The following is a 23,348-nucleotide window of genomic DNA, read 5'->3' as shown; positions in this document are numbered from 1 at the left end:
CAGTCGGTGCCGGCCGAGAGGGTGACCAACTCCGGCTCTGCGCCGCCACCGCACCCACCGGCGTCGGCGGCGGCGGGGGCGTCGAACACTCCGGCGCCGCCGCACACCCCGGTCTCGGGCAGGGTCAGCTCGACGCGGGTCGCGGCGTCGTGGTCGCCGGCCAGGGCCGCGGCGATGCTGCGGACCTGCTCGTAGCCGGTCATCGCCAGGAATGTCGGAGCCCGGCCGTAACTCTTCATGCCGACCACGTAGAACCCGGGTTCGGGGTGGGTGAGCTCGGCGACCCCGTGAGGGTAGACGGTGCCGCAGGAGTGCACGTTCGGGTCGATGAGCGGAGCGAGTGCGGTCGGGGCCTGCAGTACCGGATCGAGATCGAGCCGGATCTCCGACAGCCACGACAGGTCGGGGCGGAACCCGGTGGAGGCGATGATCTCGTCCACTGCGTCGATCCGGGCACCGGCATCGGAGACCAGCGCGATCTGCCCACCGGGGGTGGGCTCGACGGCGGCGGTGCGGAACCCGGTGACCACCTCGAGCAGCCCGGCGTCCACGGCACGCTTGGCCCGCAATCCGAGAGCGCCCCGGGCGGGCAGCTGATCGTCCTGGCCGCCGCCGAAGGTGGTGCCGACCTCCCCGCGACGCAGCACCCAGGTCAGGCGGGTACCGGGAGCGGTGCGGGCGAGTTCGGCCAGCGCCACGATCGCGTTGAGGGCCGAGTGGCCGCTACCGGCGATCACGGTGTGCCGACCCGCATAGCGGAGGCGCACCGCGGCCACGTCGAGGTCCGGGACGTAATAGGTGATCTTCTCGGCCGCGGCGTGCTCGCCCAGGGCCGGCAACCCTTCGCCGCCGAGCGGATTGGGGGTGCGCCAGGTGCCGGAAGCATCGATGACGGCGCGGGCGAGCACACGGGTTTCGGTGCCGTCGCTGTGCCGGACGTGCACCGACAGTGGTTCGGTGTCGCGGCCGTCGTCGACCACGCGGTCGCGTCCGCGGCGGGCCACTCCGACGACCTCGCTATCCAGTGACACCGACTCGCCGAGGGCGGTGGCCAGGGGCGCGAGATAGTGGCGTACCCAGTCCTGGCCGGTGGGGAAGGCATTGTCGTCGGGGGCGTTCCAGCCGGTGGCGTCGAGGACGCGGCGGGCGGCGGGGTCGATCAGTTCGGCCCAGCGGGAGAACGTGCGTACGTGGTTCCACTGCGCCACGGCAGCTCCGGCGGTGAGGCCGCGTTCGAGCACCAGCGGCTCGAGGCCGCGTTCGAGGAGGTGAGCGGCGGCCGCCAGGCCCGCCGGCCCGGCTCCTACCACGACGACGGGCAAGGTGTTCATGACCGATCCTTTCATCGATGGTTATCGATCCAAGCTCAGCACAGAGTATCGATACTCATCGATGAATGCAACCATCGATGCCAATCGATATAGTGGGGTCATGACCTCACTCGGCGTGCCCCCCAGGACTGCCTCCGGACCGGGGGTGGAGATCGATGCCCTGAGCCCCGAAGATGCGGCCACCTACGCCGGATGGTTCGCCTGCCTGGCCGAACCGACCCGGGTGCGGCTCCTGCATCACGTCGCCGCCAGCCCGACCGGCATCACCATCGGCGACCTCGCGGAGACTCTCGGGATCGGTCAGCCCACCATCTCCCACCACGTCCGCAAGCTTGCCGACGTCGGATTCGTCACCACCGGCAAACACGGCACCAGCACCGTGGTGATGGTCAACCCGAACTGCTGCAGCGACCTACCGAGTGCCGCCGACGCGGTCATGGGGGTACTCACCGTTCGGCCGTGCTGCCCCGAGGACGTTCCCGCGGATGTGACCGTGCGTCGACTCCACGACGGCGATTGGGAGGCGGTGCGCCGCATCTACGCCGAGGGCATCGCCACCGGCACCGCCACGTTCACCACCGAGGTCCCGGATCGCGAGGTGCTCGACGACCAGTGGCTCCCCGAACATCGCTGGGTCGCCGAGATCGACGGACAGGTGGTCGGCTGGGCAACGTTGAGCCCGGTGTCGAACCGCGAGTGCTATCGCGGGGTGGTCGAGAATTCGGTGTATGTCGCCGACGGCATGCGCGGGCGTGGCGTCGGCAAGGCCCTGTTGCGCACCCAGGTCATCGCTGCCGATCGGGCGGGGTTGTGGACGTTGCAGACTTCGATCTTCCCGGAGAACCGCGCCAGCCTGGCACTGCACCATTCGGCGGGTTTTCGCACCGTCGGGGTGCGCGAACGCATCGGCAAGCTGGCCGGCGTCTGGCGCGACACCGTGCTCCTCGAACGCCGCTCCGACGCTGTTTCCGCGGCCGGAGACGAGTGAAACCTGCATTTCCCGTCGGACGTCGCTGTTCCGTTCCGGTCGTCAGGGATTGCCGGAATCGCCGAGCAGGCTCGCCGCAGCGATCAGCGCTGCTCTGACAACGAGCCGTTCGGGAATCTCCTCGAACGTGTCCTGCCCGACTGCGACTGTCCGGCACGGGGAGTCGCCGCACACCGAGCAGCAGCGACTACTCCCGACGTCGGCGTCGAGCCATTCCTCGAGCGGACGCCCGGCGATCCAGATGCGGTTGGATTCGGCCGGATTCTCGGCGAAGGCCGACTCTCCGAGTTCGCGGACCTCCAGTTGCGGCGTGATGCCGAGCGGGCTCAGGACCTGCTCGAGTGTGCCGACCGCGTGCCGGACCTGCTCACCGGTACCGGCGCAGCGGACGCACGTCTGCCCCTGGCTGACCAGGCGTTGCCACACGATAGGTAGCGCAGTCATCGCATGCTCCTTCTGGACTCGGCGAGGCCGGCGGGTCCGGTCCCCAGTCTGAGCGACCGGACCGCGGCACACCCTCTTATCGGCTCAGCTGCCGACGGAGTCGGGGACGAGTTCGGCGATCAGCGCCTCGACCCTGGTCTTGATCTCGTCGCGGATGGGGCGAACCGAGTCGACGCCCTTGCCGGCCGGATCCTCGAGCACCCAGTCGCGGTAGGACTTGCCCGGGAACACGGGGCAGGTGTCGCCGCAGCCCATGGTGATCACCACGTCGGAGGCCTGCACGGCACCGACGGTGAGGATCTTCGGATTCTCGGCAGAGATGTCGATGCCGACTTCCGCCATGGCTTCGACGGCCGCGGGATTGACCTGATCGGCCGGTGCGCTACCCGCCGAGCGGACCTCGATCGAGTCGCCGGCGAGCGCACTGAGGAACCCGGCGGCCATCTGGGAGCGGCCCGCGTTGTGCACGCACACGAACAGCACGGAGGGCTTGCTTTCGACGGACATCATTTCTCCTGAGGTGACAGCGGTGCGGGCGCGGGAGTGAAGCGTTTACGCAGGGCGAGTGAGACATACACCAGTGCGACGAGCACCGGCACCTCGATGAGCGGGCCCACGACTCCCGCCAGCGCCTGCCCGGAGGTGACGCCGAAGGTGGCGATCGCGACGGCGATGGCGAGTTCGAAGTTGTTGCCGGCCGCGGTGAACGCGAGGGTCGTGGTGCGTTCGTAGCCCAGGCCGACGGCGGCGCCGAACAGGTAACCACCACCCCACATGAGTGCGAAGTACGCCAGCAGCGGCAGCGCGATCCGTACGACGTCCCACGGCTGCGAGGTGATCTGTTCGCCCTGCAGAGCGAACAGGATCACGATCGTGAACAGCAGCCCGTACAGTGCCCACGGGCCGATCTTCGGCAGGAACTTGTCCTCGTACCACTCACGGCCCTTTGCCTTTTCACCGAAGTGGCGGGTGAGGAAGCCGGCGATCAGCGGGATGCCGAGGAAGATCAGGACCGATTTGGCGATCTGCCACGGCGAGACGTCGAGCGTGGTCTGCTCGAGTCCGAGCCAGCCGGGCAGCACCGACAGGTAGAACCAGCCGAGCACCGCGAACATGATCACCTGGAACACCGAGTTGATCGCGACCAGCACGGCGGCGGCTTCGCGGTCGCCGCACGCGAGGTCGTTCCAGATGATGACCATCGCGATGCAGCGGGCAAGGCCGACGATGATCAGGCCCGTGCGGTACTCGGGTAGGTCGGGGAGCAGCAGCCAGGCCAGCGCGAACATCAGCGCGGGCCCGACCAGCCAGTTGAGAATCAGCGAAGTGATCAGCAGCTTGCGGTCGCCGGTGACGGTGTCGAGGCGGTCGTAGCGCACCTTAGCGAGCACCGGATACATCATGACCAGCAGGCCGAGCGCGATCGGCAGCGAGATGTTGTCGATCTCGATGACACTGAGCGCGTCGCCGAGGCCGGGCACCATGCGGCCGAGCAGCAATCCCGCGACCATGGCGATGCCGATCCACACGGCAAGGAATCGGTCGAGCGTCGACATCTTGCCGACGACGGCCGGGTGGTCGGTAGTGGCGGTCACGAGACGGCCTCCTCTAGAGGTTCGGTCGGGGCACACGCGCAGGTCGATCCGGGCAGCACGCCGGCTTCGGTGGCGAGCACCGCGGACAGTTGTTCGAGCGCGGCCGGGAGCACCCGGTAGTACACCCACGTGCCGCGCCGCTCGCAGTCGAGCAGTCCGGCCTCGCGCAGCACCTTGAGGTGGTGCGAGATGGTGGGCTGCGACAGGTCGAATGCGGGGCTGATGTCGCACACGCAGCTCTCGCCGCCCCGGTGGCTGGCGATCAGACTCAGCATGCGCAGGCGCACCGGGTCGCCGAGGGCCTTGAACATGCGGGCCAGGTCGGTGGCCCAATCCGACGTGAGTGGCTCACGCGAGAGTGGCGGGCAACACGGCTCGGCCCCACTCGACAGCTGATTCGACATGCGTCTATATTGACTGTCATCAAAGCAGCCGTCAATCCGGGACCATCGGAAGGATCACCCACGTGCCTACCCCCTCGGTGCTCTTCGTCTGCGTGAAGAACGGCGGCAAGTCCCAGATGGCCGCCGCCCTCATGCGCAAGGCCGCCGGTGTCCCGTCGACGCACACGCTTCTCGGCTCCTGAACAACTGAATCAACCGAACCGAAACCGTAGGAGAATCCATGAGCACCATCGCAGTCTTCGAACCCGCCCTGTGCTGCAACACCGGTGTGTGCGGCGAGGACGTCGACCAGAACCTCGTCGGTTTCACCGCCGACATGCAGTGGCTGACGGATCAGGGCGCGAACATCACTCGCCACAACCTGGCCAACGATCCCCTGTCCTTCGCTCACAACGATGCGGTGAAGAAGTTCCTCGAACTTTCCGGGTCGGACGGCCTGCCGCTCGTCCTCGTCGACGACGTCACCGTCGTGACCGGCCGGTATCCCACCCGCGCCGAGCTCGCCAAGTGGGCCGGACTGGGCGCGCCCGCGACGGCGCCGTCCGGCGTCACGATGCTCGGACTCGCCGACGACAGCGCATCCTGCTGCACGCCGAACGATTCCACCTGCTGCTGAATCCCTCTGCGAAGGAGACTTTTCGATGACCGAGCCGACGTTCCTCACCGACCCGCCCCGCTTCATGTTCTTCACCGGCAAGGGAGGCGTCGGCAAGACCACCATCGCGTGCGCATCGGCGCTGTCGCTGTCCCGGGCGGGGAAGCGGGTGCTGCTGGTGTCGACCGATCCGGCATCGAACGTCGGGCAGGTCTTCGGCCTGACCATCGGGAACACGATCACCGAGATCCCCTCTGTTCCTGGTCTTTCGGCCCTCGAGATCGATCCGGAGGAGGCCGCCGAGGCCTACCGTGAACGCATCGTCGGACCCGTCCGAGGATTGCTGCCCGACGCGGAGATCGCATCCATCACCGAGCAACTCTCCGGCTCGTGCACCACCGAAGTCGCCTCCTTCGACGAATTCACTTCTCTGCTCACCGATCCCGACGACACCATCGCCGGATTCGATCATGTCCTGTTCGACACCGCGCCCACCGGCCACACCATCCGGCTGCTGCAACTGCCCGGCAACTGGACCGAATTCCTCGAGGCCGGCAAGGGCGACGCATCGTGCCTCGGACCGCTCGCCGGGCTCGACAAGCAGAAGGCCATGTACGCGGGAGCGGTGGCCGCGCTGTCGGATCCCGACCGCACCCGTCTCGTGCTCGTCGCACGCGCAAACCGTTCGGCCCTGGCCGAGATCTCTCGCACCCATGAAGAACTCGCCGACATCGGAATGACCGAGCAGCACGTGGTCGTCAACGGAGTCCTGCCCGCACCCGCCGACGACAGCGACCGGCTGGCCAGCGCCATCCACCGTCGCGAACAGGCCGCGCTCGCCGCGGTGCCGTCCGAAATCAAGTCTCTGCCCACCGATCTCGTCGAGCTCGGGCCGGTGAACATGGTAGGGATCGAGGCGTTGAGCACCCTGTTCGATTCCGCCGACATCGCGCCCGCGCCGACATCGGCACTCGCGCCGGTCGTCGATGCACCACTCGCTGCCCTCGTCGACGAAATCGAAGCCGACGGACGCGGACTCGTGATGTGCATGGGCAAGGGCGGCGTCGGCAAGACCACCATCGCCGCGGCCGTCGCGGCCGCACTCGCCCAGCGCGGCCACGATGTCCATCTCACCACGACCGACCCCGCCGCCCACCTCACCGAAACCCTCGCAGGCGACATCGAGCATCTGCACGTGTCGCGGATCGACCCGCACGAGGCAAGCGAGGCCTACCACGCCCGGGTGATGAACTCCAAGGGCGCCGGCCTCGACGACGCCGGTCGCGCTACCCTCGCCGAAGATCTGCTCTCGCCGTGCACCGAGGAAGTCGCGGTGTTCCAGGCATTTTCGAAGGTCATCCACGAGTCGCGTCGCAGGTTCGTCGTCGTCGACACCGCCCCCACCGGGCACACACTGCTGCTGCTCGACGCCACCGGCTCCTACCACCGCGAGATCGCCCGCCAGATGGGTGACGATGCCAAGTTCACCACTCCCCTGATGCGGCTGCAGGATCCGGCGCAGACCAAGATCCTGCTGGTCACGCTCGCCGAGACCACGCCGGTACTCGAGGCTGCGGGACTGCAGGCCGATCTCGAGCGTGCCGGTATCCACCCGTGGGCATGGGTGGTGAACAATTCGCTCGCCGCGGCCGGACCGTCGTCGCCACTGCTGCGCCGCCGCGCCGCCGCCGAGATCGAACAGATCGACAAGGTTCGCGACGAGCTCGCCGAGCGCTACGCGGTGGTGCCGCTCCTGCCGACCGAACCCGTGGGTGTCGCGGCGCTGGAAGCGCTTTGCGCAGCGGAGACTGTCCCCGTGCGGTAGCACCGGCTCGCTCCACTATCCCGGGTGATCGACGGATGCGCCGCCCTCGTGCGAGAGTGTCGTAATGGCAGATAGGTTGCGCGCCCGATTCGGCCTGTCTTCTACACCGACGACCTCGGTGTTTCGCTGCTCATCGGCAACCTCGTGTACGGCGGCGGGATTCCCCGATGTGTTCGAAGACGTCGACCGGTTCCCGCACACTCACGACAAGGAGACCCCGTGAACACGACACTTCTGATCGGTTTTGTGTTGGCCTGGGTGGCTACCGGACTGATCACCGGTTTGTGGATGGCGCGCCGCGGTCACAGCCCCGGGTGGACGGTCATAGCCGTGATCCTCGGTCCACTGTTCGTGCCGATCGCTTACGAACGCATCGAGCGTACGCCCCGCGCGGTGGCGTCGTCGCCGATCGCATCCCGGCGTGCCGCAGGGTCGAGTTCGGGACTGCACGTGGTGGTGGGCTACGACGGCTCCACGGAATCAGAGCATGCTCTGCTGGCGGCCCAGCGGCTTTTCGGCGCCGGCGGCGGCGTGCTGGATCTCGTCACGGTGGTGTCCTACGACGATGGGGCCGAAAGCGATTCGCCGCTCGTGCAGGCCGCGGAGCGGCGACTGGCCGCGGCGACATCGGACACCGGCAACCTCGCCTCAGGCTATGCGGTGCTCGCCGGTCCGCCCGGTCCGTGCCTGCTCTGGTTCGCGACCGATCAACAGGCCGATGTCCTGATCATCGGTAAGCGCGGGCGCGGATTGTCGACGCGGATGCTGGGGAGCGTCGCGGAGTACCTCGTCGAACACTGCCCTGCACCCGTTCTCGTCGTCGACCCCGAAGCGGCCCCGACGGTCCCCGAGCCGGAACCGTCTCCGGTGGCGGTGCGGGTAGAGCCCGAATAGAGCCGAAGTCGGCGAGCAGCCGACGACGGCACCGCCTCAGTTCGTGTCGCCGCCGGCGTGCGCTTCGAGGATCGCGGTGAGTTCCTCGGCGTACGCCAACTGGGCTCGCAGCCGGACGCAGCTTTCTTCGGCGCGGCGATGGAAATCGGCGAGAACGTCTCGAGCCGCCGACGTGGTCTCCGAAGCGGCGCCTCGGTCGGCGATGGTGTCCAGCGCGGCGAGTAGCTCACGCATCTCGTCGAGGCTGAAGCCGAGCGGTTTCATGCGGCGGATGACCAGCAGGCGCTGAACGTCGGCGTCGGTGTAGAGCCGGAAACCGCCGGCACTGCGAGCCGAGGGGGCGACGAGACCGATCTCGTCATAGTGCCGAATGGTCTTGATCGACAGTTCGGTACGTGCCGCGACCTGCCCGATCTGCATATGATCTTGATCCGCTGCCACGCCCTCCACCGTATCCAGGGCCACCTTCGATTCGAACTCTCCCCTAACTGGAGGGTAGAGTCCCGACGGTAGCCGCGCCCCCGTTGTCGCGCCGTCCCGCTCCTCGAATCGGAAAGTTGCCTTGTTGTGAGTACGCCCCGCGCCGACATGCCCGCCCCGCACGAGGTGGACGACGACCCCACCGTCTCGGTCCGTGCGGCGTTGCGGTCTCCGAAGCGGCTGAAGACGGAAGTCCTCGCCGGCCTGGTGGTGGCGCTCGCCCTGATTCCCGAGGCGATCTCCTTCTCGATCATCGCCGGCGTCGACCCCCGCGTCGGACTGTTCGCGTCGTTCACCATGGCGGTGACGATCTCGATCGTGGGTGGCCGCCCCGCCATGATCTCGGCGGCCACCGGTGCGGTCGCGCTGGTCATCGCCCCGGTGGCACGCGAGTACGGGATGGACTACCTCATCGCGACCGTGCTGCTCGCGGGCGCCCTGCAGATCGTGCTGTCGGTGCTCGGTGTGGCCAAGCTGATGCGGTTCATCCCTCGCAGCGTGATGACGGGGTTCGTGAATTCCCTGGCGATCCTGATCTTCGTCGCGCAGCTGCCGCACCTGATCGACGTGCCGTGGCTCGTCTATCCCATGGTCGCGGTGGGGTTGCTGGTATTGGTCTTCCTGCCCAAGCTCACCAATGTCGTGCCCGCTCCGCTGGTCACGATCGTGCTGCTGACCGCGATGGTGCTCGTCTTCGCGCTCGATGTGCCGAACGTCGGTGACGAGGGCGAACTGCCCGAGTCGCTGCCGTCGCTGCTCTTCCCCGATGTCCCGCTCACGACCGAGACGTTGTCGATCATCGCCCCGTACGCGCTCGCGATGGCGCTCGTGGGCCTGCTCGAGTCGCTGATGACGGCCAAGCTCGTCGACGACATCACCGAGACCCACTCCGACAAGACCCGCGAAGGCTGGGGTCAGGGCGTGGCCAACATCGTCACCGGCTTCTTCGGCGGCATGGGCGGCTGCGCGATGATCGGCCAGACCATGATCAACGTCAAGGTCTCCGGCGCGCGCACCCGTATCTCCACCTTCCTCGCCGGCGTGTTCCTGCTGATCCTGGTGGTGGCGCTCGGCGATGTCGTCGCCCTGATCCCCATGGCAGCGCTCGTCGCGGTGATGGTCATGGTGTCCGTGGCCACCTTCGACTGGCACAGCATCCATCCGCGCACTCTTCGGCTGATGCCGCGCAGCGAGACCCTGGTGATGGCGGTGACGGTGATCGCCACCGTAGCCACCTCCAACCTCGCGATCGGTGTCATCCTCGGTGTGCTCACCGCGATGGTGCTCTTCGCCCGCCGGGTGGCGCACATGACCACCGTCGAGAAGGTCTCCGACGCCGACACCGATCATGACGGCAGGATCGACACCCGCGTCTACCGCGTCCACGGCGAGTTGTTCTTCGCGTCCTCCAACGACCTGATCTACCAGTTCGACTACATCGACGATCCCGAGCACGTCGTCATCGATCTCACCCGCGCCGACATCTGGGACGCCTCGACCGTCGCGACGCTCGACGCGATCAGCCGGAAGTACGCCGCTCGTGGCAAGCGGGTCGAGATCATCGGTCTCGACGGCGCGAGCCTCGAGCGTGTCGAGCGGCTTTCCGGCCGGCTCGGAGAGGGCCACTGAAACCTCCTTCCCTCCTCCCCGCTTCGCACGCCGGCACACCCGGTGGCATCATTACTCTCATGAGCGAGAATGGCATTTCCGCAGGCGGCTCGTCGATGCGGGTCATGGGACCCCACACCTTCACCACCGACTTCGGTCTGGCCTCCCTGCTGGTCACCAAAGAACGAGCGGTGATGCGTTCCCGGCTCACCGACAAGCTGCGCTCCCCCGCGGGTACGGCGTCGCTCGGAGTGCTGACAACCGTGGTGGACATCGTGACCTCGAGCCCCGCACTGGTGGCCTGCGGACCCGACTGGACCGCCACCCAAGATCTTTCGATCCACGCCGCCGGTCGGGTGATCGAGGGACCCATCGTCGTCGACAGCAACCTGCTCCGCGTCGGCAAGAAGACGGTTCACGTCTCCGCCGACATCTACGACGGCCACGGCATCACCGACCTCGAGCAGCTCGCGGACGCCATCGACACCGGAGCGCCCGGCGGCCCGACCCTCGCAGGACGCGGACTCGTGACTTTCGCTCGCATTCCCCGGTCCGCCGCAGTCGGTGCCGAGGACTACACGCCGGATCAGTGGATCGGTACCGTGCGGGAGTACCCGGCCCGCCCGGTCGAAGGCTCGATCTACTCCCGCCTCGACCTGCGCACGCTCGATGCTGCGGGCGGAGTGCTCGAGCTCGACCTCACACCGTTCGTGGCCAACATGATCGGCACCATCCAGGGCGGGGCGCAAGCGCTGCTCGTCGAAGCGGCAGCGCACGCCATGCGGCCCGGTCTCGTCGCGACCGACATCGAGGTCCGTTACCTGTCGCAGGTCCGGCAGGGTCCGGCACGGTCGTACGGGACGGTCGTCCGCGACGCCGCGGATCACTGCGTCCTGAACATTCGGGTGGTCGACGCCGGCGCAGACGATCAGTTACTCGCGCTGACCACGGTGACGCTCCAGCGCCCACCGGAGGGCATGATCCAGCAATAGCGTTGCGGCTCAACTCAATACGCGCACCCCGGCGACGTCGTACTCCTCGACCGAGGCGCGCAGGATCATCCTGCCCTGCTCGTCGTCGACGCCACTGCCGCGGAATGCCTCCACCGCGTCCCGGGATTCCCAGCGTTCGAAGAGATTGATTCTGCCGGTATCGAGCAGATCCGCGGCGATCACGAAATCGAGGCACCCCGGGGCGCCTCTGGCCTGGTCGACCACGGTCTCGCAGCCGCTCAGATACTCCTCACGCGCGGTCGGGTCGACCATCAGATGTCCTGCGACGATCACCATTCGAGACTCCTTCGAAAAAAGGCATTGAAGAGGTAGACCGCGCAGGCAGCCGGAACTCATCGCTCGCAGCTATCCGGAGGTCAGTGAGCTCAGGAGAGCACGGGTGCGGCCGACCGAGCCTCGCACATCCGTGCCGACGGGGAAGATCGCCGCCCAGATATCGGTGGCGCCGGCGTCGACGAGTCCCTGCAACTGGTTCCGGACCGATGCCTCGTCGCCGACGATGGCGACATCTGCGGGGCTACCGGCCCCGCCCGCCTCGAGAACACGCTGATAGTTCGGCATACCCGCGTACATGGTGGCGTGGGCCGCGACCGCGGCGCGGGCTTCGTCGGCGTCGTCGTGGACGGCAACGGGCAGTCCCGCGACGATCCGCGGCGCAGGACGACCGGCCGATTCCGCGGCCGCGCGGATCGCCGGAGCGACAAGGGATTCGATCACCTTGCCCGAGGCCATCCACAGCACCGTTCCGTCGGCGTATTGCCCCGCGACACGTAGGAGTCGCGGCGACATGGCCGACAGCAGCACGGGTACCGGCTGCCCGACGGGTGTCATCCGTCCCTTGCTGCGGGTGCCCCAGTCCTCACCTCGGAAGTCGACGTCCTCACCGCGGAGCAGTGCCGTGACGATGCGGATGTATTCCTCGGTGTTGCGGCCCGGGCGGTCGTACGACATCCCGTACACCTCGCGCACGAGCGATTCGTGGGACGGGCCGAGTCCGAGCGTGAAACCGGGACGGCCCATCGCCTCCGCGACCGCGGCGGCCCGGTTGGCCTGCAGCAGTGGATGACACGGGTAGGTCTGCAGCACGGCCGTTCCGAGCTCGATCGACGAGGTCGCCCGCCCGGCTACGGTCAGCGCGGCCAGCGGGTCTCCTGCGACGGCGCCGGCGTACCACAGCGACGTGAAGCCGTCGGCCTCCGCGGCCTGGGCCTGCCGCACGATCCTGTCGGTCGACGACGCACCGCCCGTGAGTCCGATCCGCATGATGCGCCCTCCGTGTCAGCGGCCCACCGGGAGCCTCTCCTCGCCGAGAATACTACTCTCATCAGACGTAAACAGTATTTTCGTCCCGGTCCGAGGAAGGCGACCCCGAGCGCTCGGCTCAGCCCTGAATGGCGCCGCGTAGTTCGTGGGCAAGTTCCGGAGTGGCCGCGACGATCCCGCTCCACCGCTTGGTGAGATCGATACCGAACTCGATGGGCCGGTCGTAGGCGTCGAGGACCGCCCCACCGGATGCCTCGACCAGCACCACGGCGGCGGCGATGTCCATGAGGCGGTGCGTGTCGCTGCCGGCGTCGACGAATGCGTCGGCCGATCCGGTCGCGACGAAGACGGACTCGAGGGTGCTGCAGCTGAGGATGCGGATGCGGGTCGCGGTGGACGCGACCCGCCACCACGCGTCCCGATTGCGGGGATGCGGGCGCAGCATCGACACGGCGGCGGACGACAGTGACGTGCAGCCGCTGGTGCGGAACGCCGACTCGGTGCGCGACGCCCACCACCGCTCACCGGTGTGCAGCCAGCACGTCATCGCCTCGGTGAACTCCCCGTCGATCACGACGGCAGCGCTGAAGCAGGACAACGGGATACCTGCGGCGGCGTTGGCGGAACCGTCGACCGGATCGACGACGAGGGTCACGGCCGACCCGACGTCGACCCAGCCCCGCTCCTCCGACAGCACATTCGCGCCCGCCGCGGTCGCGGCAGTGATGATCGCGTCTTCGATCACGACGTCGATGAACATCGTCGGGGTGCCGTCGGCGCCGTCCATCGCGATCGACTTCAGTTTCTCGCGCGAGTAGGTGGCAACGGCCGTGCGGTATGCGTCCATCGCCGCGTCTGCGGCAGCAGTCAGGGCACGGTCCGCCGCGGTGCGGGCGGAATCGGTGACGGTCACGGGTCCTCCGGAGTGTTGTATTATGTTGCGGCAGGGGTGGATCAGGACACGACCTTGCGCACCCACATGGCCATGCCCTCGACGACCATGACGACCGCGAAGATCATCACCACGACCATCGTGACGACGTCGTACTGCATGACACGGGCGGCGTTCATGAGGTAGAAGCCCAGGCCGCCGGCGCCGACGACACCGAGAAGTGTTGCAGCGCGGATGTTGGTGTCGATCTGGTAGAAGATGTGCGCGATGATCGCCGGTCCCGATTGCCGCACGGTCGCGGCGAGAAGCACCTGCATCCGGGTCGCGCCACCCGCGGCCACCGCGTGCTGAACCCGCACGTCGGTTTCCTCCACGGAGTCGGCAATCAGCTTGCTGAGCAGGCCGATCGCACCGACCGACAGGGCGATCGCACCGGCGGTGGCGCCGAGCCCGGTGACGACGATGACGATGATCGCGAAGATCAGATCCGGGATGCCGCGGACGAGCACGATGAACATGCGGAAGCCCTTGGCGATACCGGGAGTCGGTGCCACGTTGCGGGCAGCGAGCAGACCCACCGGCACAGCCACGATGAGGCCGATGAACGTGGCCGCCAGCGCAATCTGCAGGGTCACCAGCAACTGCTTCCACAGCTCGGCGCCGATGCCGCCGGTGCTGGGCGGGAAGAACAGGCTCAGGGTGCTCGCCATCGAGCCGAAACCCTCTGCCATACGCGACAAATCGATGTCCGATGCCCAGGTCGAAACGATCAGCGCGACAACGAACAGGACGACGTAGACGGTACGGCGGATGCGCTCGCCGTTCCACGGTGGGCTGATGCGGTAGTTGCCGTCGGCGGTGCGCAGCGCCGTGGGCGCGGGGCGTGCGGTGTTGCCGCCGTCGACCCAGCCGTTCTGCGCGGACCAGAGCCGGTCGCGAAGTCGTGACCACAGCGTGCGGCGCACCGGGGTCCGGTCGCCGAGGATCATCTTTCGCAATGCACCCGAAATCAATTCGACGACGATGCACAGCGCGACGAGGAAGAGCGCCAGCGCCATGCCGCGCTGATAGTTCATGGTGCGCAGCGCCGCGGACAGTTCGAGGCCGATGCCGCTCACGCCGACGTACCCGAGGATCACCGACGCCCGCAGGTTGATGTCGAAGCGGTGCAGTGCGGTTGCGACGAACGCGGGCATGGCCTGCGGGACCACACCTCCGACGATCTGCTGCCACCACGACGCGCCCGCCGCGCGCAGTGCATCGCGCGGGCCGGGATCGGTGTCCTCGACGGCGTCGGCGTACAGCTTGCCGATCATGCCGATGGAGTGGATGCCGAGTGCGAGAATGCCGCCGATCGCGCCGAGGCCGAACAACCGCAGGAACAGGATCGCGAGCACCAGTTCGGGGATTGCGCGGGTGACGGTGATGATCACCCGTGCCGGCAGCCTCAGCGTTTGTCCGGGTGTGGTGTTCGCGGCGGCCGCGAGCGCGACGGGCACGCTCAGCACCACCGACAGCACCGTTGCGCACAGCACGATGCCGAGAGTCTGCCCCGTCATCGCGGCGAGTTCGCCGATCGGCGGGAAATCCAGCGGGAAGATGCGGCCGATGAAATCGGCGGCGTTGTCGATGCTGTCGACGAAGGTCGCGAGGTTGATCTTCAGGGACGCGATCGACCAGATGGACGCGGCGAGCAGGGCGAACAGGATCACCTGCACACTGGTTGTCTGCCACGAGGATCGCGGCAGCGTCCTGGCCGGCGGCGCGGGCCGGGCGGGGGTGAGCACACTCATGGGCGCCCGACCGGTTGCGGGACGGTGCGAGGCGCGACCGCGGAGTAGATCCGCATGGTTTCGGTCTTGTCGATCGTCGCGACGGGACTGTCGAGCACCACGCGGCCGCCGCGCAGGCCGACGAGACGATGCCCCCACGACAACGCCAGTTCCACCTGGTGCAGGCTGCACACGACGGTCAGGTTGTCCTCCGACGCGATCCGGGAGATCAACGCCATCACCTGCGCCGACGACTCGGGGTCGAGCGATGCGACCGGTTCGTCGGCGAGAAGAATCCTGGGTTTCTGGATGAGTGCGCGGGCCACCGCGACTCGTTGCTGTTGGCCACCCGAGAGGGTGTCGGCGCGCTGGAACGGCCGGTCGGCGAGCCCGACACGGTCGAGTTGTTCCATGGCGGCCAGTCGCACCGACTTGGGGTACATCAGGAGACCGAACCGCGGTCCACGCAGGGCACCCAGCGCGCCGGAGCACACGTTTTCGAGCACCGACATGTTGCCGACCAGATGGAACTGCTGGAAGACGAACCCGACCTTGCGACGCAACGCCCGCAGGTCACGGCCGTTAGCACCGGCCACGTCGCACCCGAGGACCTGCACCGCACCCGCGGTCGGCAGGTGCAGGCCGTCGAGGAGTCGCAGCAGGGTCGACTTGCCGGATCCCGACAGGCCCAGCAACGCCACCACTTCCCCGGGGTACACCTCCAGGCTCACGTCGTCGAGCGCCCGGGGTCCGGGTCCGAACTCCTTGGTGACGTGCTCGAGTTTGATGGTGGGCCGGAGAATCTTGTCGATGGACGCGCCGAGGCGCGAATGATCGGGGTCGTTCATGTCGGGCTCCAAGCTCGGGGGCGGGTGAGGAAGGTCAGCTCGCGCAGGACGGGGACCGGGTGATCTCGCAGACCTTGCGCACGCCGTCGTAGATGTCGTCGGAGACCGGGATGTAGCCGAACTCCGTCCCCTCGGGCAGGGCGCACTCGTCCTCGGTGGCGCAGTACCCGGCCTCGACGAGCGCGGGCCGGTTGAGCTTGGTGTGGAAGATGTCGGTGAGCTGGTCGACGAGTTCGCCGGGCAGTGTGCTCAACACGGCGGTCGGGCTCGAGGCGATGGTCTCCGATTCCCAGATCACCTCGAGGTCACCCTCGGCGAGATCACCCTTGTCGATGAGGGTTTGGGTGACCATCTTGTCGAACGCGAAGCCGGCGTCGCATTGGCCGCTGTCGACCGCCAGGGCCGACGCGTCGTGCCCACCCGCGAAGATCGCGGTTACATCTTTCTGCGGATCGATGCCCACCTCGAGCAGGCCCGCCGACGGATACAGGAAGCCGGAGGTGGATGTGGGGTCGACGAAGCACACCGTCTTGCCGCGGAAATCCTCGAGCGAGCGGATGTCGGATCCGGTGGGGACGATCGCGTACGACTTGTAGCCGGGCTTTTCGTCGGCGCTGTCGGCGAACGCGGCCAGGGGTTCGACCGGAACGCCGCTGTCCTTCGCGGTGACGTAGGAGAACGGACCGTAATGACCGAGGTGGACCTTGCCGGCCCGCTGCGCCTCGATGACGGCGGCGTAGTCGGTGGCGTTCTGGAATTCGACCGGGATGCCGGTCTCGTCCTCGATGACCTTCTGGACCAACGCGAACTGCTGTTGCAGGCTCGAGGAATCCTCGCTGGGAATCGCGGCCAGGACGAGCGTCTCGGGCATGCCCTGGGCGGCGGCGGAGCTGTCCGACGAGGACGAGCCGGTGTCGTCGGCACTGGAACCGCACGCCGTCAGCACGAGCAGCGACGCTGCTGCGGTGGCGGTGAGAGCAAGCGCGCGGGATGAGCGGCGCGTGGTGATACGCATGGCAGTCGACTCCTTGTCGGCCTACCCGGCATCGCGTGTTGCCGGGAGGTTCGGGATTGCGCGGGAGCACGAGCCTCCAGCTCGGCCTCGACCAGAGTGAGCGTGCGGCATGTCCTGAGGGACAACCCCAGGTAACGGCAAACCCACCGAGCAGAGGCGGTTAGCCGGAGTTGTCCAGCAAAGGACGCCGGCGTCGCGGGGTCGTATCACACCGAAAGAGGCGCGTCCGGCAGGCGCGACAAGAAAGTTTACGTAATTCTCAATAACCGAGAACTACACTTCCTCCACGTGAGAGCATCACGCTTTGACACCGGCAGCAGCGGGGGCTTCGACGCCGGATGTCACCCGGAACGCAGCACTGGCCGCCCAGGCCCAGTGGAGGAGGCACAGTTGAAAGCACAACGGACACTCATCGCCCTCACGGCGTGTGCGTTGCTCGTCGCCGGATGTAGCGGCCGCGACGACGGCGCCGGGAACGCAGAAGGCGCCGATGACGGTGAACGCGGCACGTCGCAGGCCATGTCGGGTGACTTCGGCGACCTCGAGGGGCTGTGCGGTCCCGGCGACCCGGGCACGGCGAGCGCCCCGGGCGTCACCGCGGACGAAATCCAGGTCGGCGTGTTCTCCGACATGGGTTTCACCAAGAACCCGGAGTTCGTCGACGCCGCGAAGGTCTTCACCTCCTGGTGCAACGCGGCCGGCGGCATCAACGGTCGCACCCTCGTCGCAGAAACCCGCGATGCGAAGCTGATGGAGGTGCGTCAGCGGATGATCGAGGCGTGCCGCGAAGACTTCGCGCTCGTCGGTGGCGGTGCCGCACTGGACGCTCTCGGTGTCAAGGAACGACTGAGCTGTCTGCTGCCCAGCTTCCCCGCTCAGGTCACGCAGAGCCAGGCGGTCGGCGCAGACCTCGAGATCAGCGCCTCGCCCAGCCGGGTGCCCGGATACGACCCCTACTTCGGCTTCCGGAAGTGGCTGCTGAACGAGGCCTATCCGGAATCGGCCGGCGCTGTCGGCATCATCAACGGCGACTCACCGGTCACCAGGGACCTCGGCGTCCAGGCAGTGGAGACGGTCGACGCAGCCGGGGGCACCATCACGTACAACGACCTGTATCCCGCGATGGGCGTGTCGGACTGGACCCCCTACGCGCAGTCGATCAAGAGCAAGGGCGTCAAGGGCCTCGTCTTCTACGGCGATTTCCGGCAGCTGGCCAAGCTCGAAGAGGTGCTCACGGGGATGGACTACAAGCTCGACTGGATCGACGCCAACAACAACGCATACAACGACTCGTTCGTCGAACTGCTCGGTAAATCGGCCGAGTTCCAGAACAACCTCGTCGACCTCGGCGGCAGCGCGCCGCTGACGAGCGCCGGCACCGAGCCCGCAGTGCAGCAGGTCCTCGATCTGTACGCCGAGTACGCCCCGGACGCACAGATCACGTTCCCTGCGATGCGTGCCATGTCGGCATGGGCGTTGTTCGCCAAGGCCGCTACGAGCTGCGGCGCCGAACTCACCCGCATCTGCGTCCACGACGCAGCCCTTCAGGAAACGGAGTGGACCGGCGGCGGTCTGCACGCCGCGACAGACCTCGCGAACCCCGTGCCGCCGCAGCCCTGCTTCAACATCGAACGGGCCACCCCCGACGGCTGGGAGACAGCAGATTTCGGAGCCGACAGCGGCCTCTACCGCTGCAACATCGAGCCGTCCCCCCTCGCCAACGGCCCCGGCGCTCCGATGACCCTCGCCGACGTCGGCAAGAGCATGAGTGACGTTCAGTAATGGACCAATTCATCACGTTCGGCATCGTCGGCCTGAGCACGGCCGCGATCTACGCCATCATCAGCAGCGGCCTGGTGGTCACCTACACCACCACCGGGGTGTTCAACTTCGCGCACGGAGCGACCGGGATGATGGCGGCCTTCGGCTACTGGCAGCTCAGCGTCGGCTGGGGATGGCCGGTGTGGTTGGCCGCCGCCACCGTCCTGCTGGTGCTCGCCCCGGCGTTCGGCCTCCTCGTCGAACAGATGATGCGGCCGGTGCAAAGACTCGGTGAGGCCGAGAAACTGGTCATGACCATCGCGCTGCTCAGCGGTCTGATCGCCGTCGCGCGATGGGTCTGGGATCCCAACACCTCTCGGTCGCTGCCCACGTTCTTCGCCGAGAAGGATCCCTTCCACCTCGGAGCAGCCACGATCTCCTGGCATCAGGCCCTCACGATGGTCGTCGCGATCGCGGTCGCACTCGGGCTGCGGATTCTCATGTTCAACACTCGCACCGGCGCGGAAATGCGTGCGACCGTCGACGACCGCGCCCTGGTGGGGCTCACCGGCGCCGACCCCGTCCGGGCGAACCGCGTCGCGTGGGTCCTGGGTACGACGCTGGCGGCACTCGGCGGCATCCTCATCGCGCCGATGGTCGCACTGGACGCCACCCAGCTGTCACTGTTGATCGTCAGCGCTTACGCCGCAGCCATTTTCGGCCGTCTCAAGAGTCTTCCGATGACATTCGTCGGTGCGATCGCGGTCGGCTGCCTGGAGGCCTACCTGGCCGGCTACCTACCGCAGAACGAATACCTGCCCGGTCTGCGGCTGGCGGCACCCGCGATTCTGCTGCTGCTCGCGCTGCTGCTCTTCCCGCACGGCCGGCTGCGCGGGCGCGACCGCAATCTGAGCCGGGTTCCGCTGCCGACCCTGCGAGGCACCGCCGCCTTCGCAGGCGTGATCGTCGCGGCCGGCGTCGTCCTCGCCACCGTGCTGGGCGAAGGAGATCTGATCACCTACGGGCAGATCTTCGCGTTCGGCGTGATCGCGCTGTCCTTCGTGCCGCTGGTCGGGTATGCGGGCCAGATCTCGCTCTGCCAGCTGAGCATGGCGGGGATCGGGGCGATCGTGTGCGCTCACCTCGGTGCGGACGGTCAATGGTGGGCAGTCCTGGCCGCGATGGTGACAGCGGGTGTGGCCGGAGCGGTCGTCGCGATCCCCGCACTTCGGTTGTCCGGGGTGTATCTGGCGCTGGGGACCGCCGCCATCGCGGTCGTTCTCGACCGGTGGATCTTCTCGCTGCCGTCGTTCGATCTGTTCGGGATCGAGATCGCGCTGTTCGAGCAGGGCTCGGTAGAACTGGTCGGGCCGCGACTGTTCGGGTTCGAGCTGGACACCTCGGCGGAGTTGACCGTGTTCTCCGCGGTCTGCCTCGCCTTGGTCACCCTGGCGGTGGCGGCGCTGCGTCGTGGCCGACTCGGGCGTCGGCTGATCGCACTGCGCGACAGCGAGGCCGCATACGCCACTCTCGGCGGCAGCCTGCTGCTGACGAAGCTCCTCGTGTTCGCGATCGCCGCGGGGATTGCAGGGCTCGGCGGGGCCCTGTACGGGATGCAGTTGCAGTCGGTGGCGGCAGACCAGTTCAATTTCATTGCCGGACTGTCGCTGTTCCTGATCGCTGTGGTCGGCGGCCTGGGCGTGGTGGGGAACGGACTGTTCACCGGGGCCATGATCGCCGGGCCGTTCAACGCGATCGTCGCACTGTGGCCGGCAATGCAGAACCTCGTCCAGGTCGCCCCCGCCGCAGCCGGTCTCGCGTACGGCTCCGGCGCCGTCGACGACGGTGTCGTGCCGACGCTGCGCGAACGCTGGGAACTCGCCCTGCGGGACCGGCTCGTGATGTCGGTCCTCGCCGGCTGGATCGTGCTGTTGTGGCTGCTGCGGCTCGGCGACGTGATCAACGGGTACGTGCTGTTCGTCGGGGCGGTGGCCGGCATTCTGGCCGCCCGCGCCTGGGGTGAAGCACGTCATCGACCACCTCCGGCCGAAGCGGAGATCCCGGTGGAGTGGTGGGGCGTGAAGCGACCCTGGACCGCGGAGGACGAGGAGGTGCTGAATCATGCCGTCACAACTCGAAGTTGAGGACATCTCGGTCGCTTTCGGAGGACACCGTGCACTCGACGGGGTCACGCTGCGCGCCGAACGCGGACACGTGACCGGGCTGATCGGCCCGAACGGGGCAGGCAAGAGCACCCTGTTCGACGTCATCTCCGGACTGCGCAAACCCTCGACGGGGACGGTGTGTCTCGACGGCCACGACGTGACCCGTGCCGGGCCCGCCCGCCGGGCGCGGCACGGCTTGGCCCGCACCTTCCAGCGACTGGAACTGTTCGGCCGGCTCAGCGTCCGCGACAATCTGCTCGTCGCAGCAGAATTGGGGCCGGAACGACGACACGCCGGGCGCGTGGCCGACGAGATCATCGACCGCCTCGATCTCGCGCACCTCGCCGACACCACCGCCGACGCCCTGTCCACGGGTATCGGCCGGCTCGTCGAGGTGGCACGGGCGCTGGCCGTGCGACCGAACCTCATCCTGCTCGACGAACCCGCCGCAGGGCAGGACGCCCAGGAGACCGAACTGTTCGCAGCGCTACTGCGGGCACTCGCGGAGGACGGGACCGCCGTCCTGCTCGTCGAGCACGATATGGAGCTGGTCATGAACGTGTGCGACGAGGTGTACGTGCTCGATCTCGGAAGAATCATCGCCTCCGGCCCGCCCGACGTGATCCGTCGCGACGAGTCCGTCCTGGCTGCATATTTGGGGCAATCATGAATCCCATCCTCGAACTGCGCGATGTGCGCGCCGCCTATGACGCGATCACGGTCCTGCACGGGATCGACCTGAGTGTCGCTGCGGGACAAGTAGTGGCGCTGCTCGGACCGAACGGGGCCGGCAAGACCACCACGCTGCGGATTGCCGCGGGGGTCCACCCGGTCACCTCGGGGAGTCTGCGGCTCGGCGGGCGGGACGTGACCGGGGTTCCACCCCGCGACCTGGCACGCGCGGGCGTGTGCCTGATCCCGGAGGGCCGCGGCGTGTTTCCCAACATGTCGGTCCGGGACAACCTGCTGATGATGACGTTCACGGGGCGGCCCCGCGAACAACTCGAGGAGATCGCGTTCTCGCGGTTTCCGATTCTCGCCAAACGCGCCTCGCAGACGGCCGGAACACTCTCGGGCGGTGAGCAGCAGATGCTTGCTCTCGCGCGCGGTCTGGCCGTCGATCCGGCCGTGCTCCTCCTCGACGAATTGTCGATGGGGCTGGCGCCGATGATCGTCGCCGAACTGTACGAGCAGGTCTCCGAAATCGCCCGGCAAGGCGTGGCCGTGCTCGTCGTCGAACAATTCGCGAACGCGGTGCTCGATTTCGCCGACCACGCCGCAGTCGTGGTACGCGGCCGCATCCAGAAACAGGGGCACCCGGAAGACCTGCGTGCCGAACTTGCATCCCTCTACCTAGGAAGTGCGTCATGACCTCGACCGAAACCCGCGCCGACCGGTTCACCCGCGAATTGGCCGAACTGAAGATCCCCGATCCGTCCACCGGCAGGTCCGGTCTGTGGTTGCGCCTCGGTATCGCACTGATGGTGCTCGGGCCTGTGCTCGGCGTGGTGGCCTATTTCATGTCGCACAACACGTCCGATGCTCTAGTACAGCGGGACGCCCTCGTCCTCGCCGTGGCCGGGGTGTCGGTGGGTATCGTCGGTGCGGCCGTGTTCCTGCGCTATTCGCTGACCGGGTTCCTTCGGTTCTGGATGGCCCGTCAGGCCTACGACCTGTCCGTGCTCGCCGATCGCCTGCCCGAGCAGGACGCGCGACCCTGAGCAAACCCTCACGGCGCGTGCGTCTCTCGCACACGCCTACCACCATCTCCGGTCGCGCGAGGATGCTGCCGGTTCGGAGGCGTTCGACAACACATGGGTGACGGAATCCGTCCGGCACCCGGAGAGGACAACACTATGCGCGTCTCGATTACCCGCCGTGCACTGGCCGTCTGCGGTTCGGTGGCCATCGCCACCGCCGTTGTCGCGGGTTGCAGCGATTCGGGGGACAGTGCCGACGACAGTGGCACAACCACGAGGGAGACAACGTCGGTCGAGGAGACGACAACCACGACAACGTCCGCCGAAGCCACCGCGGAGGCCGCGGATCCGGAGACGACCCAGGCCGTCACGGACACCTACGTCACCTTCTTCAACGGGACGACTCCCCCCGCCCAACGGGCCGCTCTCCTCCAGAACGGCGACGCTTTCCTGCCGGCTCTCGAAGGGATGGCAGCCGATCCGCAGGCCATGGCCACCACGGCCACCGTCGAAGGCGTGACACTGGTCGACGAGAACAACGCCCAGGTCAAATGGACCCTGCTGATGAACGGTGCGCCGGTGCTGCCGGACCAGTCCGGCGAAGCCGTCCAGGAAGAAGACACGTGGAAGGTCAGTGCGGTCACGTTCTGCACGCTGCTCGCGATTCAGGGCGACGGTACCCCGGTGCCCGGCTGCTGACACCGCCGGACCGACACCGCCCGATCGGGACCGAGCCGTCGGTGGCCTGCCGGCGA

24 protein-coding genes and 1 pseudogene are annotated in these 23,348 nt (G+C 67.5%); 13 read left to right on the top strand and 12 right to left on the bottom strand.

Going from position 1 to position 23,348, the window contains the following annotated elements; genetic code table 11:
• Positions 1 to 1,331: NAD(P)-binding domain-containing protein (locus Q8814_RS14315; protein WP_330152682.1), on the bottom strand; the 1,331-nt coding region annotated here is incomplete at its 3' end.
• A gap of 100 nt (positions 1,332 to 1,431) precedes the next feature.
• Here Q8814_RS14315 and Q8814_RS14310 point away from each other — a divergent pair.
• Positions 1,432 to 2,319, top strand: a complete 888-nt coding sequence (locus tag Q8814_RS14310) for a helix-turn-helix domain-containing GNAT family N-acetyltransferase (protein ID WP_330152681.1) — start codon at positions 1,432 to 1,434, stop codon at positions 2,317 to 2,319.
• Positions 2,320 to 2,361: 42 nt separating this feature from the next.
• On the opposite strand, the gene Q8814_RS14305 is transcribed toward Q8814_RS14310, so the two are convergent.
• From Q8814_RS14305 to Q8814_RS14290, 4 genes are all read right to left on the bottom strand, one after another.
• The gene (locus tag Q8814_RS14305) at positions 2,362 to 2,763 is read right to left on the bottom strand and encodes a DUF2703 domain-containing protein (protein ID WP_330152680.1); all 402 of its coding nucleotides are present in this window, start codon (positions 2,761 to 2,763) and stop codon (positions 2,362 to 2,364) included.
• An 84-nt stretch (positions 2,764 to 2,847) separates the two neighbouring features.
• Positions 2,848 to 3,270, bottom strand: coding sequence for an arsenate reductase ArsC (locus Q8814_RS14300; RefSeq protein WP_330152686.1), 423 nt, complete (start codon positions 3,268 to 3,270; stop codon positions 2,848 to 2,850).
• Entirely contained in the window at positions 3,270 to 4,319 is a 1,050-nt protein-coding gene (arsB, locus tag Q8814_RS14295) for an ACR3 family arsenite efflux transporter (protein ID WP_330152685.1), read from the bottom strand. The genes Q8814_RS14300 and arsB overlap by 1 nt, the downstream gene beginning before the upstream one ends.
• A 35-nt stretch (positions 4,320 to 4,354) precedes the next feature.
• Positions 4,355 to 4,762, bottom strand: coding sequence for an ArsR/SmtB family transcription factor (locus tag Q8814_RS14290; RefSeq protein WP_330152679.1), 408 nt, complete (start codon positions 4,760 to 4,762; stop codon positions 4,355 to 4,357).
• Between the two features lie 62 nt (positions 4,763 to 4,824).
• Here Q8814_RS14290 and Q8814_RS14285 point away from each other — a divergent pair.
• The 4 genes and pseudogenes from Q8814_RS14285 to Q8814_RS14270 form a co-directional block, all read left to right on the top strand.
• Positions 4,825 to 4,911 (top strand): annotated as a pseudogene (locus Q8814_RS14285) (low molecular weight phosphatase family protein); the annotation flags it as partial.
• Between the two features lie 71 nt (positions 4,912 to 4,982).
• Positions 4,983 to 5,378: an arsenite efflux transporter metallochaperone ArsD gene (arsD, locus tag Q8814_RS14280; RefSeq protein ID WP_330152678.1), complete on the top strand. Its 396-nt coding sequence runs from the start codon at positions 4,983 to 4,985 to the stop codon at positions 5,376 to 5,378.
• Between the two features lie 25 nt (positions 5,379 to 5,403).
• Positions 5,404 to 7,182 carry an arsenical pump-driving ATPase gene (gene arsA, locus Q8814_RS14275; RefSeq protein ID WP_330152677.1) on the top strand — a complete coding sequence of 593 codons (1,779 nt, stop codon included), beginning with the start codon at positions 5,404 to 5,406 and terminating at the stop codon, positions 7,180 to 7,182.
• A 219-nt stretch (positions 7,183 to 7,401) separates the two neighbouring features.
• Entirely contained in the window at positions 7,402 to 8,076 is a 675-nt protein-coding gene (locus tag Q8814_RS14270) for a universal stress protein (protein WP_330152676.1), read from the top strand.
• Between the two features lie 36 nt (positions 8,077 to 8,112).
• On the opposite strand, the gene Q8814_RS14265 is transcribed toward Q8814_RS14270, so the two are convergent.
• Positions 8,113 to 8,496 (bottom strand): MerR family transcriptional regulator, encoded by a 384-nt coding sequence (locus Q8814_RS14265; protein ID WP_330152684.1) that lies wholly within the window; start codon positions 8,494 to 8,496, stop codon positions 8,113 to 8,115.
• A gap of 168 nt (positions 8,497 to 8,664) precedes the next feature.
• Between Q8814_RS14265 and Q8814_RS14260 the strand changes: the two genes are divergently transcribed.
• Both Q8814_RS14260 and Q8814_RS14255 read left to right on the top strand, forming a co-directional pair.
• Entirely contained in the window at positions 8,665 to 10,185 is a 1,521-nt protein-coding gene (locus tag Q8814_RS14260; protein WP_330152683.1) for a SulP family inorganic anion transporter, read from the top strand.
• A 59-nt stretch (positions 10,186 to 10,244) separates the two neighbouring features.
• Complete coding sequence (locus tag Q8814_RS14255) at positions 10,245 to 11,156, top strand: PaaI family thioesterase (RefSeq protein WP_330152675.1); 912 nt, start codon at positions 10,245 to 10,247, stop codon at positions 11,154 to 11,156.
• Positions 11,157 to 11,165: 9 nt separating this feature from the next.
• Here Q8814_RS14255 and Q8814_RS14250 read toward each other — a convergent pair whose 3' ends face one another.
• The 6 genes from Q8814_RS14250 to Q8814_RS14225 form a co-directional block, all read right to left on the bottom strand.
• A complete protein-coding gene (locus Q8814_RS14250; protein WP_330152674.1) occupies positions 11,166 to 11,453 on the bottom strand; it encodes a putative quinol monooxygenase in 288 nt (95 codons plus the stop codon).
• 69 nt (positions 11,454 to 11,522) lie between these two features.
• Positions 11,523 to 12,440: a TIGR03564 family F420-dependent LLM class oxidoreductase gene (locus Q8814_RS14245; protein ID WP_330152673.1), complete on the bottom strand. Its 918-nt coding sequence runs from the start codon at positions 12,438 to 12,440 to the stop codon at positions 11,523 to 11,525.
• A gap of 118 nt (positions 12,441 to 12,558) precedes the next feature.
• Positions 12,559 to 13,353 (bottom strand): inositol monophosphatase family protein, encoded by a 795-nt coding sequence (locus Q8814_RS14240; protein ID WP_330152672.1) that lies wholly within the window; start codon positions 13,351 to 13,353, stop codon positions 12,559 to 12,561.
• 41 nt (positions 13,354 to 13,394) lie between these two features.
• Positions 13,395 to 15,125: a phosphonate ABC transporter, permease protein PhnE gene (gene phnE, locus Q8814_RS14235; protein WP_330152671.1), complete on the bottom strand. Its 1,731-nt coding sequence runs from the start codon at positions 15,123 to 15,125 to the stop codon at positions 13,395 to 13,397.
• Entirely contained in the window at positions 15,122 to 15,952 is an 831-nt protein-coding gene (gene phnC / locus Q8814_RS14230; protein WP_330152670.1) for a phosphonate ABC transporter ATP-binding protein, read from the bottom strand. The genes phnE and phnC overlap by 4 nt, the downstream gene beginning before the upstream one ends.
• 34 nt (positions 15,953 to 15,986) lie before the next feature.
• Positions 15,987 to 16,967, bottom strand: a complete 981-nt coding sequence (locus Q8814_RS14225; RefSeq protein WP_330152669.1) for a phosphate/phosphite/phosphonate ABC transporter substrate-binding protein — start codon at positions 16,965 to 16,967, stop codon at positions 15,987 to 15,989.
• 390 nt (positions 16,968 to 17,357) lie between these two features.
• On the opposite strand from Q8814_RS14225, the gene Q8814_RS14220 reads away from it, so the two are divergent.
• The 6 genes from Q8814_RS14220 to Q8814_RS14195 all read left to right on the top strand — a co-directional run bounded on the left by Q8814_RS14220 (position 17,358) and on the right by Q8814_RS14195 (position 23,292).
• Entirely contained in the window at positions 17,358 to 18,749 is a 1,392-nt protein-coding gene (locus Q8814_RS14220) for an ABC transporter substrate-binding protein (protein ID WP_330152668.1), read from the top strand.
• The gene (locus tag Q8814_RS14215; RefSeq protein ID WP_330152667.1) at positions 18,749 to 20,872 is read left to right on the top strand and encodes a branched-chain amino acid ABC transporter permease; all 2,124 of its coding nucleotides are present in this window, start codon (positions 18,749 to 18,751) and stop codon (positions 20,870 to 20,872) included. Before Q8814_RS14220 ends, Q8814_RS14215 begins: the two co-directional genes overlap by 1 nt.
• Complete coding sequence (locus tag Q8814_RS14210) at positions 20,850 to 21,563, top strand: ABC transporter ATP-binding protein (RefSeq protein ID WP_330152666.1); 714 nt, start codon at positions 20,850 to 20,852, stop codon at positions 21,561 to 21,563. The genes Q8814_RS14215 and Q8814_RS14210 overlap by 23 nt, the downstream gene beginning before the upstream one ends.
• Positions 21,560 to 22,264 (top strand): ABC transporter ATP-binding protein, encoded by a 705-nt coding sequence (locus Q8814_RS14205; RefSeq protein ID WP_330152665.1) that lies wholly within the window; start codon positions 21,560 to 21,562, stop codon positions 22,262 to 22,264. The genes Q8814_RS14210 and Q8814_RS14205 overlap by 4 nt, the downstream gene beginning before the upstream one ends.
• Positions 22,261 to 22,614: a hypothetical protein gene (locus tag Q8814_RS14200; protein WP_330152664.1), complete on the top strand. Its 354-nt coding sequence runs from the start codon at positions 22,261 to 22,263 to the stop codon at positions 22,612 to 22,614. Before Q8814_RS14205 ends, Q8814_RS14200 begins: the two co-directional genes overlap by 4 nt.
• Before the next feature lie 135 nt (positions 22,615 to 22,749).
• The gene (locus Q8814_RS14195) at positions 22,750 to 23,292 is read left to right on the top strand and encodes a hypothetical protein (RefSeq protein ID WP_330152663.1); all 543 of its coding nucleotides are present in this window, start codon (positions 22,750 to 22,752) and stop codon (positions 23,290 to 23,292) included.
• The last annotated feature ends 56 nt before the right edge of the window (positions 23,293 to 23,348 follow it).

The sequence above is a fragment of the Rhodococcus chondri genome (genome assembly GCF_036327435.1).
GTDB classification, from domain to species: domain Bacteria; phylum Actinomycetota; class Actinomycetes; order Mycobacteriales; family Mycobacteriaceae; genus Rhodococcus; species Rhodococcus chondri.
The sequence above is the reverse complement of the archived record's forward strand: the minus strand, read 5'-3'. Positions and strand labels throughout refer to the sequence as shown.